A 16,591-nucleotide genomic window follows, 5' to 3' on the forward strand; every position below is an offset into this window, starting at 1 on the left:
GTTTAATGATTTTCTTTTGCTTAGAACTAGGATAAAAGCGAAGCTTAACGCCAAAATGATAGGCTAAACTGCTCATTCTTTTCATGTATTTCACCTCCTTGTATTATTGTAATTTGATTATAGCCTATGTATATCTTATAATCAACAGTAAATAGATACATAGTAGACGAAAGGATATTAGACTATGAATAATAAGAGAGACAAAATAAAAGACGCAGGCTATGAAAAACACTACGTCTATAATGCACACTATCATCTAATTTGGTGTACTAAATACCGCAATCAAATCTTTACTAACCAAGACCTGGCTCAAGAAATGCGAGACCTGCTCAAGCAAATAGCTGAAGATAATCAAATCAAAATTGAAAAAATGGAGGTAATGCCTGAACATATTCATTTGCTTATCAGCTTTAGACCATCAAAATCAGGTTCAAGCGTAGTCAAAGCACTCAAAGGAAGAAGTGCTTTTTTATTCTTCAAGAATCATCCCGAAATTAAGCAAAACAAGATGTGGGGCGGACATTTATGGTCACCCAGCTATTACTTTGGTAGCGTAGGGAATATGTCTAAAGAAGTAGTAGAAAAGTACATTAATGACCAGATCTACAATGCCGTTAGAGACGGTAAGCCCTATCCATCCCCGCATTAAAATACGGGGATTTTCGGGCGTTTTCATTAAAATAGCCAAAGAGCACGCATTAAGCGTGCTTTTTTGATAAGATATAGAAAACGTGAAAATACGGGGGGAAATTTTTGTGACAAAAACTTTATATCTAGTTCGTCATGGACAGACTTATTTTAATTACTACCATAAGGTGCAAGGGCGTTGTGATTCACCACTTAACGAGAAGGGTATCCGCCAAGTAGAAATGGCGCGCGATTACTTCCAAAAACATCACACTCACTTTGATAAAGCTTTTTCTTCAACACAAGAAAGAGCATGTGACACCTTGGAAATTATTACGGACCACAAGATGCCATATACGCGTTTGAAAGACTTGCGGGAAAAGTGCTACGGTATCTTTGAAGGCCGCGATGAATTCTTGTTGCCATGGAACTACGGTAATTCTAATGTTGATCCAACTATGGAAAAAAATGAAGACGTGGTAGCTCGCATGCGCCGCGCCGTTGTGGAAATTATGGATGGCATTGACGATGGTGAAACCGCACTTGTTTGCGGCCACGGCGATATTTTGGCTAGATATGTTAGGGATGCAACTGATAATCCTAACTTTCCTGGTTTTGCCAATGCCTCAATTGTTAAGTTGACAGTTGATGGCGATAAAGTTCATTTTGATGAGTATGTGTGGCCCGCAGAAGATTTGGGATAACTTTAAATGACAATAAATTTGTATTTGGTTAGACATGGACAAACTTTATTTAATAAAGAACATCGGATGCAGGGTAGTTGCGATTCTGCTTTGACTCCATTGGGGATTAAGCAAATTGAAGCTACGCGCGATTATTTTGCGCAAAATGGCATCAGCTTTGATCGGGCATATTGTTCTACGCAGGAGCGTGCTAGCGATACGCTTGAAATTATCGCTGGTCCTGAGATGGAATATGATCGCTTGAAGGAACTAAAAGAAAAAGACTACGGCATTTATGAGGGTAGAAATATTCTGCTCTGGCCGTTATTTAGGCGTTTTATTGGCAGCAGCACGATCGAAGATGACCGTGAAGTAACTGAGCGAATGGAACGCGGGATGAATTTGATCTTGCGGGATGCCCAGGATGGCGAAAATATCCTGGTTGTGGGTCACGGCGACAGCATGTGCCACTACATCCGTGAGCGCGCCGGTGGTGCCAAGTTTACCGGCTTTCATAATGCCGAATTTGCTTTGCTTAAGAGCGATGGCAATGATGTTGAATATGAAGAAAACGTTTGGCCTGCCAAAAATGTGCGAATCGATCAAATAACTGGTAATTAGTCGTTCGAATTTGGTACATTAGCTTATAATAAGTGTGTAAAAATTATGATACGAGGCTAGAAGAAAAATGGATGAAACACCAATTTTTAAAATTACTAAGTTAAATATTGCAGAAAATGATCGTAGCGAATATATTCGTGAAGCAGAAAAGAATATGCATGATTCAATTCCTGCAGAAGAAGGTACTTTGCTTATTGGTAGCGGCCACGACGATGCACAAGGCGAAGACAATTACGAAGTAGAATTGTTCCGCAACAAGGGTGCAGAATATTTACACATTGCAGCTTCACATGCTGATGACTTTGCTGAAGTAATTGACAAGATTGCTACTAGCAAGAAAGTTATCGATTTGAAGCCAGAAGTAATTACTACTCATGCCCAAAAGGCTTTGAACAGTTACGCAGACAACTTCGTTATGCGTTTAGTTAAGGTTGAAGTTAAGAAGGGTAACGAAGAAGCATTTGCTCACTCAGTTAAGAAGGAAATTACTACAAGTATTGCTTCTGAACCAGGCATGGAAATTATGATGTCCGGTACCAACAAAGAAAATCCTAATGAATGGTATTTTGTTGAAGTTTATGCAAATGATCAAGCATACGACAACCACGTACAAACACCACATTACGAAGAATACATTGAGGAAACTGACGGTATGGTTGAAAGAAGAGACGTTAAGACTCTTGTAAGAGATGTCTTAGCAACTCAAGGTGCTATTGTTTTGGATTAATAAATAAAGAAAAGATGCCGCCGCAAGGCGGTATTTTTTTGAGGGTAAAATTATGACGAACACAATCGTTTTTGCTCACCGCGGCTTGCCGGTGAAGTTTGCGGAGAATTCACTTGAAGGCTTCCGTTATGCGGTGACGCATGGCGCAGAAGGCGTGGAGTTCGATGTGCATTTGACTAAGGACAAGGTGCCAGTGGTGATGCACGATGAAGAAATCGACCGTACGACTGATGGAACGGGTTTTATCAAAGACTACACGATAAGCGAACTTAGGAAGTTTCATTTAGCTAATGGTGAGCCGGTGCCGATGCTCAGCGAATTGTTTGAAGTTTTACAAAATAGGGATATTTATATCAACCTGGAATTTAAGACCAACAAGGTTCATGATGTTGGAATCGAAGGCATCGTTTTAGCATTAGCCAAGAAGTATCATTTTGTCCATCCCATCATCTTCTCTTCCTTCAATTACCAGACCTTGAAAAATTGCCAACGGATCGATTTGCATCAGCAGTACTGCTTTTTAACGAAGATGCCGGTGGCTTTGCCAGAGCGTTTTGTGAAGAAAAATCACTTTGCGGCCATTCATCCGCATTTCTATTTGCCAAGTAAGGTAACGCAGCGGATTTGGACGGTGGATAATCCGAGGATTGCGAAGCGGTATTTCAAACTAGGTGTAGCTGGGATTTTTACGAATAATTTTGAGTTGATGAATAAGGTGAAAGAGAAAAGTAGATAAAATGTGATAATCATAGTTATTCTAATTATGATTATTTATAGTTGAAAAATTGGACAACTAAAATTAATTCAAAAAATTCAAATTTTTACTTGCATTTTATTTGGCATTCTCCTATACTATTAACTGTTGAGCGGTTGAGAGATCGTTCAAATAGAACCAATCAAGTAAAAGGTTTGAAGATTGGGTTATAGCCAAGTGGTAAGGCAATGGTTTTTGGTACCATCATGCGCTGGTTCGAATCCAGCTAACCCAATAAGTCAGATCAGGCAGTGAGCCTGATCTTTTTTTGTGCAAAAAATAAAGGCGAAGCCATTTATATACGACTGGCTGTAAATGATTTTCTTTACATATGTATCATGCATTAATAAATTGTGTGCATATATGACCAAACTATTGAACTCCTTTAGTTATGAAATTACGATAATGGTGTTTTAAATGATTAAGTAATTCTAGTGGGAGTTAAGAAATGAGAAAAAGATATAGATATGGTATTTTTATTGTCAGCACTATTTTGGCTGCGCACCTTTGGCAATGAATAATAATGTTGTCAAAGCTGATGCTATGGAAAAACCAGCTCAAAGTAATAATGCCAAAGGCGGTCAACAAGGTGCCACTGGTGAAGCTAATGGTACCCAAGGTGATCCAATTAATCATGCAAAAAAGCTAATGGGGGGCGATCTCCCTGATGATATTGCTAATAGGGTAGTAGATGATAAAACTACTGGTAAATTAATTGAACAAACCGATGAATATGGTAATTTACCCACTATTGTAAGTGCCAAAAATGCGGATGGAAAAATTTTTAATTGGGTAGAGATAGATTTACACCCGCATTTAAATTCGTGGTTTCTAAAGGTGCTAAAGAAGTAGTCCCTATCTCTATGATTCAAGGTAGAAAACGCAATTCAATAAACGGCGAATTAGTAATTGATCCTACTGACCCAAGTTATCGTGAAGAAGTTTCTCCAACTACCCCAGCTGATATTTATAATCACCATAATACGGTGACTGTAGATCCAAACCAAAAGCAAAAAGATACAATTAATATCACTGATGATCCAGCTGCAACAGACAATCCATCAGCTTGGAAGGAGCCTACTGGTACAGATGATGGTGCTGGCTTTGATCTTACTACAGCTGGAACTACTAGCATTAAAACTTCTAATGTTTCAAACACAACTAACAATTCTGTATTTGTTCCTGATGACACAAAGATCAATGTAATTAATTTGAACAAGTTGATTTTCGTACACAATGCCTTCATTTATGATGAAAATGGTCATGTTGTTCAAGAAGACGGTGCATATCAAATTAAGACTCAAGGTCAAAAAGTCAAGATTCTTGATAATGGACGTGTGTACAAATTTAACGGTCAAGAATATTACAAGATCGATTCAGGTGATCCAGATCATCCATACTATGTAAGAACAAGTTCTGTAGGTAAGGCCCCTAAGAAACAAGCCGTTGTAATGCGCGGTACTCTTAAGAGTTACAGAATTAATGTTTACAGTAATAATGGTAAAATTATCGGTACTTGGAAGAAAGCAAAATAAGCTCAAACTAAAAAATAAATTCTAACCACAAATCAAAAGAGCATCTACTGCCAATTTCGCAATAGGTGCTCTTTTCGTTTTTAAGTATCAAATATTTCATGTTATAATCTGTATATGAAAAGAAGCCAACGGATTGCAGCCGTTGACTTCAATCGTAGTTTTAGATAACTGTATGCTTAGCTAATCCTTGTGATTAGCTTTTTTGTTATTGCGTAGGCTATGGCCAAATTAATAGCTAATTTAACCAGAGTACCTAGAACGATGCTGATTGCAATAGCCCAAGCTAACACGGAGCACTAGACCTTCAGACTATCCAATTATGCATAACTCTCACCTCCGTAATTTATAAAATGTTGAGGGGTGGTTAGTCATGCTAAAACTACTAAACATTGGCAGTTGCAATCTACCCTTGTCTGTAAAATAGTATATCAAATTTCACTATAAGAAACACATGTTCATTTTAAACGTGCTTTTTTATCTTTTCTTAAATTCTTTTACAATTTCTAACGATTTAGTAAAGATAATTGCATTGTCAAATAATATACATATAATAAAAATAAAAATTGAAAAAGCAAATAAACTGTTAGGTGAGGCTCCTACGTGAACACAAGCTATCGCCCGGAAACATCCAGAGATGCCAACGAGTAAAATAGTTCTTGTCGAGATAAGGCGAGATCCAGATAGCTAGCCTGTGCTTACGTCACGTAGTGTCAAAACTGAACGACGAGAAAAAATCGCTTAGATAAGGAGTTAATACTAATTGGTATTAGCTCCTTTTTAGTTTGTTTGCATGTTTAATCAGAAAGAGGGATTAACATGGCAAAAAACAAGTTGCTGATGAATAAGAAGACGGCCGATACAGAGTTTGTTAAGCAAATCGCGCAACAAACTCCCGAAGAAGCGCTCAAGACGCTGCATAGTTCGCTAGACGGTCTGTCTTCGACGGAAGCTAAAGAGCGTTTGGAGAAGAATGGTCTTAACGAAGTTGCAACCAAGAAGCACAATACGAAGTTGCATTTCTTCATTGAATCATTCTTCACTCCTTTCACAATGGTCCTGTTGCTGCTAGCAACGGTGTCGCTGTTCACCGACTACGTCTTCGTGCCGGCAGATCAAAAGGACTTGAGTACTGTGATCATTATGATTACAATGATCATCATTTCTGGATTAACGTCCTTTATCCAGAATGTGAAAACTAATGACGCAGTTGAAGACCTCTTGAACATGGTGTCCGTGACTACCAATATTCGTCGCAATAAAAAGGACAAAGAAATTTCTACCAAGCAAGTAGTTGTCGGCGATATTATTAATATCCACGCTGGGGACATGGTGCCAGCAGATATTAGATTGCTTCAAACCAAAGACTTGTTCTGTTCCTCAAGTTCTTTGAACGGTGAATCCACACCTGTGGAAAAGATAGCAACCAAGAAGCCTGATCAAAAAGACATGGATCAATATTTGGACTATCCTGATGTAATCTATCAAGGAACAACTATTGTTTCTGGTTCAGGTGTCGGTGTCGTTTTAGCTACCGGTGAACAAACTGTCTTTGGTCGTTTGGCTAAGGATATTTCAAACAACGACGTTAAGGAAACTAACTTTGATGTCGGTATTAAGAACATTTCTAAATTATTGTTAACAATGACTGCCATCATTGCACCTTTAGTTTTGATCATTAACGGTTTGACTAAAGGTAACTGGCTCAACGCTTTGCTGTTCGCCATCGCTACAGCCGTTGGACTTACTCCAGAAATGTTGCCAGTTATTGTTACTAGTAATTTGGTTAAGGGTTCGCTCGAAATGTCCAAGCACGGCACCATCGTTAAGAAGATGAACTCCATCCAAAACTTCGGTGCTGCCGACATTCTTTGTACTGATAAAACCGGTACTTTGACCCAAAACAAGGTTGTATTGGAACGTCACTACAACTTGGATATGGAGGAAAATCCACAAGTTTTGCGGTTGGCTTATTTGAATTCGTACTTCCAAACGGGGATGCACGATTTGATGGACCAAGCCATTATCGATGCCGCTAGCGATGAGCTAGACGTTGAAGAAATTAAACATGACTACACTAAGGTCGATGAAATTCCATTCGACTTCAAGCGTCGTCGCATGAGTGTCGTGATAAAACGCCACGGCGATGGTCGTATCCTGGTAACCAAGGGTGCTGCCGAAGAAATGCTTGCTTGCTGCAATCGTGTGCAAGTTGGCAATCACATTAGTGATTTAACTGATGAATATAAAGAAAAAGTTTTAAAGCACATTGAAGATTTGAACAAAGATGGTTTGAGAGTTGTTTTGCTTGCTTACCAAAACAATCCTGCTCAAGCCGGCGAATTCAATGTTAGCGATGAAAAGGATTTGATTCTAACCGGATTCTTGGCCTTCCTTGATCCACCTAAGGATGATGTTAAGGATGTACTTAAGCAGCTCAAGCAAGACGGCATCACCGTTAAGATTTTGACTGGTGATAACGCCACCGTAACTAAGAGCGTTGCTTCAAGAGTAGGCTTAAACACCGAGTATGTTTATAGTGAAAAAGACTTCGTTGATAAGGGCGAGGAAGAGATTAAAAAGATGGTTGAAGAATGTAGCCTCTTTGTTAAGCTTTCACCAGAATACAAGGCCAAAATTATTCAAATTTTGAAAGAAAATGGCCACACCGTTGCCTACATGGGTGATGGGATCAACGATACGCCAGCTATGAAGAAGGCCGACGTGGCAATCTCAGTTGATACTGCCGTTGATATTGCTAAAAAGAGTGCCGACATTATCTTGCTCCACAAGAGTTTACGTACTTTGGAACATGGTGTAAGAATTGGGCGTCAGATCTTTGCCAACACGATGAAATATATCAAGATTACCTTGTCATCTAACTTTGGTAATATTTTGTCAATCTTAGTGGCATCATCATTCTTGCCATTCTTGCCAATGCTGCCAATGCAGTTATTGATCTTGGATTTGATCTACGGAACCTCTTGTCTATCAATTCCATTCGATACTGTTGGTGAAAAATATTTGGAAGTACCACGTAAGTGGGAGACAAGAAAGTTGCCTAAGTTTATGTTCTACTTTGGCCCAACTTCTTCAGTCTTCGATATTATTACGTTTGCCTTGCTTTACTTCTGGATTTGTCCAAGCGTTGTCGGAGCAAGTTACATGGCTGCTACTCCAAGTCAAAAGGCAGTCTTTATGGCAATCTTCTGGAGTGGTTGGTTCATCGAATCACTTTGGACACAAGAAATGGTTATTCAAGCATTGCGTGATCCAGCCGTTCCATTTATCCAACAACATTCTTCACCAGTTGTCATGCTCGCTACGATTGGTGCAGGCTTGATCGGTACCGCAATGCCTTACATCCCAAGCTTGGCCAAGGTAATGAAATTCGGTCCAATCCCAGAATTCTACGTTTTGGTAGTGTTAGTACTTTTGATTTTGTACATTGCACTTACTACTTTGGTAAAGCACTGGTACATGAAGAAAGAGGAGTTCTTAATTTAAGTGAAAAATTATAAAAAAATACTTAATCGCATACTTTTGATCTGTGGAATTATTGGGTTTTGCTTCTTACCAGCGTTTCAAGATTTTTATATCAAATCATATCCGATGGATTTTGCCAGCTTAGTAGCAGATATAGTTTTAATCTTAATGATCGCGATTTTGTCATATTTTCCACGTTTAAGAATATTGACGATTGTTTTAGCAATAATTTTAATTGTCCTGTTGCTAGTTAAATGGCAAGCAACTTATCCACCAGTTGCGATTATTTATAGCATTTATGCTTTAGTAGTTATTTGGTTTAACGTGCATTTTAAATAGAATGAAAAAAGCAAAAGTAAGAATTAATTTTTCTTTTGACAAGGATTAAAAAGACTCCTATATTTGAATTAATTTAGTTCGATATAGGGAGGAAAAACTATGGCCGACTTAACAAAACACATGAAAAAAGGCTTGGTTGAACAAAAGCCAGGGCAGATTTTAGCCTTTGCGGCTTACACCAACAAAATTCCCGACATTATCAAATTCACAATTGGTGAGCCTGACTTTAACACACCAGAGCATATTAAAAAAGCGGCCGAAGCCAGCATCGCTAACAACCATTCGCACTATGCGCCATCTAACGGGACTCCAGGTTTGCGCAAGGCGGCAGCCGATTTTTTAGCTGAAAAATATGGACAAAAATACGACCCAAGCGAAATTTTGATCACCAATGGGGTAACGGAGTCGATCTACGACTTTTTGACTGCGGTGCTTAATCCAGGCGACGTTGTTTTGGTGCCAACACCAATTTTTCCGCTTTATATTGGGGATGCCCTATCCATGGGTGCAACGGTTGAACAAATCGACACTTCTGACGATGACTTCAAATTAACGCCGGATAAATTGCAAGCAGCTTTGGACAAATACGGCGATCGAGTAAAGGCATTGGTGATGAACTATCCAACAAACCCAACGGGCGTTATGTATACGCAAGATGAGCTCGATGCATTAGCTGATGTGGTGCGTGACAAGCCAATCTTTGTTCTTGCCGATGAAATTTACAGCGAACTCAATTATGATCAGCCACATGCTTCGATGGAAAAGACCTTGCATGATCAAGTCGTATTGATGAACGGTGTGTCCAAGGCATGGGCGATGACAGGTTACCGGATCGGTGTGGTGGCTGCACCTAAGCCGATTTTGGATCAAATTGCCAAGATTCATCAAGCGATTACCACGACGGAGCCAACGCCAATGCAGGATGCGGCTGAAGAGGCCCTGGCTAACGGCAAAGACGATGCTTTGCCAATGAAAAAAGAATTCCAGAAGCGTCGCGATGTGCTTTATGATGGTTTAACCAAATTGGGCTTTGAATGCGTCAAGCCAACGGGTGCCTTCTACATTTTTGCTAAGATTCCGGCAGGGCTTGAACAAGATGATACCAAGTTCATCTATGATTTAGTTGAGAAAGGCCGCGTGGCTGTGGTTGCTGGTTCATTCTTTGCCAAGGGCGGCGAAGGCTATATTCGTTTGTCTTACGCAACTTCGATGGACAATATTAAGGAAGGTTTGAAGCGACTGGAGCAGTACGTTAAGGAAAATAAGGCTTAATAAATAATTTAGACCGAGTGATGAGCTCGGTCTTTTTTTGTATTAAAAAACAGCCTTGTTATGAGTTGATATTCCTTTTATATGGCGTTTTTTAATTGTTATAAATTTTATAGTAGAAAAATTGCATAAACACTTTAAATTACTATAAGTAACAAATATGATAAGGGATGAAGAAAGATAACACACTTTATATAATAAAAAGAATAAGTTAATGTTTTGATAAGGGATTAAACATTAGGTTGTCTTCGGGAGACGCAAAATGAGAAATATTCAACAACACTTTTCTATTCATAAGTTAACTATTGGTGCTGCTAGTGTATTAATTGGATTAAGTTTGTTAGGCTTTGGTACACAAACTGTATATGCTGATGCCAATGATACTGCAGTGCAAGCTGCTTCTGAAAAGGTTGATGCTTCTACTAGTGAAGCAAAGAATGATGTTAAGACAGAAGATGTAAAAGTTGAAACTCCTGTAACAGATGATAAAGCTGCTACTGATCCAACTACAAATGCAGATGTAAAGGAAGAAAAGACTACAGAGCCAGCTGACGAAACATCAGCTGCAGATAAGACTGAAGCTCCTACAGATGCTACCAAGCAAGCCGAAACACCAGCTACACCTGTAACTGTAAGTGACAAAGATGCTAAGACTCCAGCCACTGAAGGGGATGCTGGTAAGAGCACTGATGTTGAGAAACCAGCAGTTCCTACAGATACTACTAAAGCAGCTACTGATAAAGCTCAAGATTCTGTAGCTACTAAGGATCAAACTCTTAAGGTTGATCAAGCTAAAAATGGTGCAGTAGATCCTAAAACTCTTAAGGAAGAAAAATCGTTCCTGCATCAGAAGGAGTGGCTTTAGACGACACCAATATTAGAACTAAAGTTAATGATTTAGTCAACAATTTAGGTGACAGTACTACTATTGACGTTTCTGGTTGGAACACTTCAGGTGTAACTGATATGAGCCAGGTGTTCTAAAATCTTCCAAATGTCCAACATATTACTGGATTAGAAACTTGGGACATAAGCAATGTAACTAACATGGGCAATATGTTTAGTAATGATCCAGCTTTGATCTCAATTAGTGATATTTCAGGTTGGGATACCTCTAAAGTTCAATTTATGGACAACATGTTCAATGGTGACAAGAACTTAACCACAGTTAAGGGCCTTTCTCACTTGAATGCTCATAATGCAAAGCAAGATGATATGTTTAAAGATTCTGCTTTGGTTCCTAAAGGTTTTGACTTTAACAATACAGGTTTAAGGCATTATCTTAATAATCATAAAAATGATTCAAGCATTGATGTCAGTGACTTTAGAACTAGTCATGTCACTGATATGAGTGGTTTGTTCCAAAACATTGGCCGTTCTAGTCTTGATCTTTCAGATTGGAATACCGGCAACGTTGAAAAAATGGGCTGGATGTTTGCAAACACTAGAACAGACATTACTTCAGCTCCATTAAAAGAAATCAAAGGTCTTGAAAATTGGGACGTTCGTAATGTCCAAGACTTTAGTCACATGTTCCATTCAGGCGGTGTGCCTGTTGAGATAGGGCCCTTTGTTCCAACAGGAAGTTTAACTAAATTAGATCTTTCAAATTGGAAAACTTCAAGTGGCACTGACATGCAATCAATGTTCTGGGGTCAACAGAACTTAACTTCAGTTGGTAAATTTACAAATTGGAAACTTGCTCATGTCACTTTAACTGATCACATGTTTAGCCTCTGCAAGAAGTTAACTTTTGATTCCGATGCAATGGCTAATATGGCAAATTGGAATACTTCATCTGATGAAAGCATGAGTGGTATGTTCCAAGAAATGAATAAAGTTAAAGATCTCAGCTTCATTTCTAATTGGGATGTAAGTAGTGTTAAAGATATGTCATATTTATTCCAAAATGACTATGCTTTGACTCACGTTGGTGATCTTTCACATTGGAACACTAATAAGGTTGGTACAGTATCTAACTTAAATTACAGCTTCGCCATGATGTTTACAGGCTGTGAACCTCTTCAAGAGATCAAAGGTATTGAGCATTGGGACTTTACACATGCTCACAGTATGCGTGGTATGTTTATGGATACCCCTGTTTTGAACCGGGTTGATTTAAGCCAAGCAACTAAATCAGTTAACTTACAGATTGCTGCTTCAATGTTTTATGGCTCTGGTGCAACTTACATCAACTTAAGCGGCTGGGATCTCAGCAAGTTACATCTATTTGATGATACTGGTGCTATCGTTAACACTCCATCAGCAATTTCAGCATTTATGGTCTTAGCTTCATGGGCAACTCTCCGTGGTGGTCAAGACATGTTTGCTAACTTAAGACGTCCAGTCGAAATCGTTCTTACTGGTGCTACATTGCCAACAGGTGAGAATGCCCTCCAGGTTAGCGACTCTAGAGGAAATCAACCAATTGTTGTCTTCAGTGATGCTGCAGCTTTAAGTGCTTTGAATGGACAACACTGGACTGACGGAAATGGCAATGATGTAACTGGTCGTCAAAATTCCGATTACTTGACCATCAACAATGGCAGCACGACAACAACTGTTCCAATGGACTTCGTTTATAAGGATCAGGCTGCTTTGACTGCCGCATTGGCTCAAAAACTCAGCCCATTTGGCAATGTTGTAAAAACAAGCACTAGAGTTGATGGACAAGATATTGATCCAGCTTCATTAATTGCTTTGCAAGATGTAACTGGTATTTATGGACCTAAGTCGAATCCAGACAAGCCTACTCAGTCAACGAAGCTACTGAACCGGTTCAACCAACCAATCCAGACCCTACCGAACCTACAATTCCAGTATAACCAACCAAACCTGTTCAGCCAACAAAGCTGGTACAACTAACTAAACCTGCAAAGCCAAGCCAGCCAGCCCAGCCAACTGAACCAGCTAAGAAACACACAAATAAGCCGGCAGCTCCAAAGAAGGGAAAGGGTTACAATTACAACTCTTCAGTTCATGGCGAAACTATTAAAGGTAGAAACAAGGCTAACGGCACTACAAACAACGTAATGCCACATGCTGAAAATACTGCTCGCCCAAAGGGCGTAGCAGCTCATGGTGGTGAAACTTTACCAAATGGCTACACCATTAACACCAAGGACCAAATCCTCAACGCTAAAGGTCAAGCAGTTGGTTACGTTGATAAGAGTGGTCACATGCACTTGCCACAAATCAGTGAAAAGAGTACCGCTTCCTTAGCATGGCTCGGCCTCGGCATCGCATCCCTCGCCGCAATCATCGGGTTAGTCGCAGATCGCAAAAGAAGATAACTTAACACATTCTTAACTATGATTGTGAATAAAGTTCAAGTATAATATTACATATAGGGGGAACTAGGATGAGAATTTTTAATACTTTTTTGGTATGCAAAAATTCTGCGAGCTAGTTCCGGAATAGACTAAATAAAGCTCCAGAGATATACTCTGGGGCTTTTTATTTTTAACGAAACGAGGAAAGGACCTATGCGAAAAGATTTCAAAGCAAACCTTTTAAACATATTGAATGGTGTGAGTTCCGGCGTGGTGATCGCGCTGGTGCCGGGTGCGCTGATTAATGAGCTGATGAAAGGAATGTCCAGCTTCTGGCCAGGTGCGCAAGATATCTTGACGATGACGACATTGATGCAAAACTTGCTGGCTGTGTTTGCCGGTCTGTGTGTGTCATACCTGCTCAAGCTCAACTTGATTCAGTCGGGTTCAGTTGCGGCGGCTGCGATGATTGCCAGTGGTGCGTTTGAAATGAAAAACGGCCACATTATGTTGAACGGATCAGGGGATGTCATCAACATTGCGCTTACGATCTTTATTGCGGCAACGCTGGTTAAGTACTTAACGCCCAAGCTTGGCAGCTACATTGTGCTCTTCCTGCCATTGTCAGTAGCTGTGTTTGCTGGAGGGCTTGGTCAATTTGCACTGCCTTACACCAAGATGATTACAGGCATGATTGGTAGCGTCGTTTCTGTTTTGACTGACTTCCAACCACTTGTGATGGGTATGTTTATGGGTGCGATCTTTGCGGCATTGATCGTTTCTCCGATTTCCTCTGTGGGGATTGCGATGGCGATCGGAATCGAAGGTATTGCGTCAGGTAGTGCCAACCTAGGCATCACCGCCGGTGCGTTTACTTTGGCTATTATGAGTAGCAAGGTTAACGGCTTCGGGACAACGATTGCGCACTTCTTGGGTACGCCTAAGATTCAGATGGCTAATATTTTGAGAAATCCTAAGTTGTTCGTGCCAGTGGTTGTGTCCGCTGGGATTGCCGGCTTGGTTGGTGCGATCTTCAACATCACAGGTACGGCTAACTCTGCTGGCTTCGGTTCAGCAGGATTGATTGGTCCGCTTGCGGCTTACCAAAATATGGCGAGTGGTCCGATTACTATTGTGTTCTTGGTAGCGATTTTTGCGGGGATGCCACTGCTGCTTGGCTACCTCATGCGTTACATTTTTATTCAAAAGTTGGCTTTCGTTAAGGAAGAAGATCTTTTAGTTAAAAATGAATAAAAATAACTCATTAGTGGATTAAAAGTCAATAGTTTGAGACAAAATTCACAAAACTGTAAATTTATGAATTAAAATTGTAATAGTGTGGTAACTACAGTTTAACGTTTTAGTTATAGGATATCTGTAGCGGTCTGAGGGGAGGGTAGCCCTGAAGATCGCGTACCTGATCTAAGCGTTGTTTTTATACAATAATAGGAAAAATGGTATAATAGATTCACAAGCGAGTGAGGGATAAAGATAGCGAGAATATTTCTTATCGATCGCTTGCATAGTGATTTTTTCTGAAAAGGAGACCACATAATGAAGAAGAATTTAAGAATTATTAGTGTTGCAGCTGCCGCATTATTAGCAGTTGCTCCGGTCGCAACAAGTGTTGTACCTACTGTTGGTGCTAACGTTGTTCAAGCTGCGGACAGCAATGAAACTGGTTTGGGTAGTAGTACTGGTACACCTACTCCATCAAACAGTAATGCCGTAACTGGTAGTACACCATACTTTTATATGAATGGTGGAGAAGCCATTTATAACGGTGGATCATTCAGAACCCCATTTAATGCAAGTGGTTTTACAAAGGTCAGCCAAATTGTTAGTGCTATTAATGACAACATTAACTTTGCACCTGATGGCTCAAATGGTAATGGTCGTAAGGAAGACATTACAATTGCACAAGTTGAGAAGCAATTGGATGCTTTAAAGATTAAGTATACAGCTATCACAGATGATAAAAATGGTGATGCTACTTTAGATAAGAGTACCTTACCAGCTAACTTTGACATTACTTTGCAACACACTGTTGGTAATACTGCTTATAGAGTAACTGTTCCATTCTATACTACAGCTACTCCAACTCCAGTTACTGGTGCTCCAGCATTCTACGTTCAAAAGGGTAATGGTGCTGCTGCTGAAACTACAAGTGGCCAAACCTACCAAGTAGTTGCAGGTTCAAACTTTAACCCATTGAGCTTTACTAACAGTAATGGTGAAACCGTAACATTCTCAGCACGTCAATCAAGTAACAATGGCGCAGCTGCAAGTATCTCAGTTGCTTCAAACCCAGTAGACACTACTAATGCAGGTCGTTTCTACACTGTTAGATTAACTGCTACTAACAATGGTGGTAAGACTAGCTCACTTTCATACACTGTTTTGGTAGTATCAAACGGTTTACAAAAGGTATATGCTAACGGTGCAACTTCAGTACCAACTTACAGCATCTACGGTAACCAAGTTTCATCAAACTCAACTACCTTTAAGGATGGTCAAGAAGTTTACGTAGGTAACACTACTAGAGAAATTAACAAGGTATCATACACTAAGGTTTCAACTACTTCAAAGGCAAACGCTGATTCTTCAAGCAACAACCTTTGGATCCAAACCTCAGCTTTGACCCAAACTACTCCATCAGACAGCAACACTGAAACCCATACTGTAATGATTGACTCACGTGCTTACGACAAGAACGGTAACTACTTAGGCCACATGTACTACGCATATGACAGCATTGATATCGTTCCAACTGTTGTAACCATCAACGGCAAGACTTACTACAAGGTTGCTAACAAGGATGAATACGTTCGTGTAACCAACATTACTGGTAACAAGCGTACCTTGACCCACAACGCTTACATTTACTGGTCATCATACCGTCGTACCCCAGGTACTGGTAAGATGTACAAAGGCCAAACTGTAACTACTTACGGTCCTGCAATGAGATTCAAGAACGGTAAGAAGTACTACAGAATTGAAGGCTGCAGAAACAACAACAAGCGTTACATCAAGGCAGCTAACTTGAGCGCAGCTCAATAAAATTGATGTAAAGTAAAACTGAATAAAATTTTAATAATCATAGAACCCACGCTCCAATCAGCGTGGGTTTTTGTTAAAACTAAAAAGTCATTACTCTAATTCCAATAGAAGAGTAATGGCTTTTTTTATTCAATAAATTCAATATGATTAATATCCTCAATCAGAACCAGATTCCGCGAAATGATCGCCGTATCTTCCTGATAGCCCTCGACAAAGCCCAC

At 39.8% G+C, this 16,591-nt stretch carries 16 protein-coding genes, 1 tRNA gene and 1 riboswitch; all 17 genes read left to right on the forward strand.

The features are described 5' to 3' along the window. The first annotated feature begins 184 nt into the window (after positions 1–184). The 17 genes from tnpA (at position 185) to WS44_RS06130 (ending at position 16,370) form a co-directional block, all read left to right on the forward strand. Positions 185–649, forward strand: a complete 465-nt coding sequence (gene tnpA, locus WS44_RS06055) for an IS200/IS605 family transposase (protein ID WP_022087501.1) — start codon at positions 185–187, stop codon at positions 647–649. 106 nt (positions 650–755) lie between these two features. Further along, a complete protein-coding gene (locus WS44_RS06060; protein ID WP_013437317.1) occupies positions 756–1,331 on the forward strand; it encodes a histidine phosphatase family protein in 576 nt (191 codons plus the stop codon). A gap of 6 nt (positions 1,332–1,337) precedes the next feature. Next, positions 1,338–1,931, forward strand: a complete 594-nt coding sequence (locus WS44_RS06065) for a histidine phosphatase family protein (RefSeq protein WP_082231536.1) — start codon at positions 1,338–1,340, stop codon at positions 1,929–1,931. 67 nt (positions 1,932–1,998) lie between these two features. Beyond that, on the forward strand, positions 1,999–2,658 hold the full coding sequence (locus WS44_RS06070) for an antibiotic biosynthesis monooxygenase (protein ID WP_046433667.1): 660 nt from the start codon (positions 1,999–2,001) through the stop codon (positions 2,656–2,658). 52 nt (positions 2,659–2,710) lie between these two features. Continuing rightward, positions 2,711–3,394, forward strand: a complete 684-nt coding sequence (locus tag WS44_RS06075; protein ID WP_013437320.1) for a glycerophosphodiester phosphodiesterase family protein — start codon at positions 2,711–2,713, stop codon at positions 3,392–3,394. A gap of 181 nt (positions 3,395–3,575) precedes the next feature. Beyond that, positions 3,576–3,647: transfer RNA gene (locus WS44_RS06080), tRNA-Gln, on the forward strand. Positions 3,648–3,925: 278 nt separating this feature from the next. After that, positions 3,926–4,264: a hypothetical protein gene (locus WS44_RS06085; protein ID WP_046433668.1), complete on the forward strand. Its 339-nt coding sequence runs from the start codon at positions 3,926–3,928 to the stop codon at positions 4,262–4,264. Between the two features lie 11 nt (positions 4,265–4,275). After that, a complete protein-coding gene (locus tag WS44_RS06090) occupies positions 4,276–4,947 on the forward strand; it encodes an SLAP domain-containing protein (RefSeq protein ID WP_046433669.1) in 672 nt (223 codons plus the stop codon). A 572-nt stretch (positions 4,948–5,519) separates the two neighbouring features. Further along, positions 5,520–5,683: riboswitch (M-box (ykoK) riboswitch) on the forward strand. Positions 5,684–5,763: 80 nt separating this feature from the next. Next, positions 5,764–8,451 (forward strand): magnesium-translocating P-type ATPase, encoded by a 2,688-nt coding sequence (gene mgtA / locus WS44_RS06095; RefSeq protein WP_046433671.1) that lies wholly within the window; start codon positions 5,764–5,766, stop codon positions 8,449–8,451. A gap of 105 nt (positions 8,452–8,556) precedes the next feature. Further along, positions 8,557–8,769 carry a hypothetical protein gene (locus WS44_RS06100; RefSeq protein ID WP_288145705.1) on the forward strand — a complete coding sequence of 71 codons (213 nt, stop codon included), beginning with the start codon at positions 8,557–8,559 and terminating at the stop codon, positions 8,767–8,769. 99 nt (positions 8,770–8,868) lie between these two features. Beyond that, complete coding sequence (locus WS44_RS06105) at positions 8,869–10,041, forward strand: aminotransferase class I/II-fold pyridoxal phosphate-dependent enzyme (RefSeq protein WP_046433675.1); 1,173 nt, start codon at positions 8,869–8,871, stop codon at positions 10,039–10,041. Positions 10,042–10,300: 259 nt separating this feature from the next. After that, positions 10,301–10,903 carry a YSIRK-type signal peptide-containing protein gene (locus WS44_RS06110; RefSeq protein WP_046433677.1) on the forward strand — a complete coding sequence of 201 codons (603 nt, stop codon included), beginning with the start codon at positions 10,301–10,303 and terminating at the stop codon, positions 10,901–10,903. Next, the gene (locus tag WS44_RS10005; RefSeq protein ID WP_136860820.1) at positions 10,894–11,022 is read left to right on the forward strand and encodes a hypothetical protein; all 129 of its coding nucleotides are present in this window, start codon (positions 10,894–10,896) and stop codon (positions 11,020–11,022) included. The genes WS44_RS06110 and WS44_RS10005 overlap by 10 nt, the downstream gene beginning before the upstream one ends. 21 nt (positions 11,023–11,043) lie before the next feature. Then, a complete protein-coding gene (locus WS44_RS10010) occupies positions 11,044–12,903 on the forward strand; it encodes a BspA family leucine-rich repeat surface protein (RefSeq protein WP_288145706.1) in 1,860 nt (619 codons plus the stop codon). A gap of 167 nt (positions 12,904–13,070) precedes the next feature. Further along, positions 13,071–13,331, forward strand: coding sequence for an LPXTG cell wall anchor domain-containing protein (locus WS44_RS06120; protein WP_046433679.1), 261 nt, complete (start codon positions 13,071–13,073; stop codon positions 13,329–13,331). 192 nt (positions 13,332–13,523) lie between these two features. Continuing rightward, positions 13,524–14,564, forward strand: a complete 1,041-nt coding sequence (locus tag WS44_RS06125) for a PTS sugar transporter subunit IIC (RefSeq protein ID WP_046433681.1) — start codon at positions 13,524–13,526, stop codon at positions 14,562–14,564. Positions 14,565–14,864: 300 nt separating this feature from the next. Beyond that, positions 14,865–16,370, forward strand: coding sequence for an SLAP domain-containing protein (locus WS44_RS06130; RefSeq protein ID WP_046433683.1), 1,506 nt, complete (start codon positions 14,865–14,867; stop codon positions 16,368–16,370). Positions 16,371–16,591 lie beyond the last annotated feature (221 nt).

This window comes from Lactobacillus sp. N54.MGS-719, assembly GCF_000980505.1.
Lineage (GTDB): Bacteria > Bacillota > Bacilli > Lactobacillales > Lactobacillaceae > Lactobacillus > Lactobacillus amylovorus.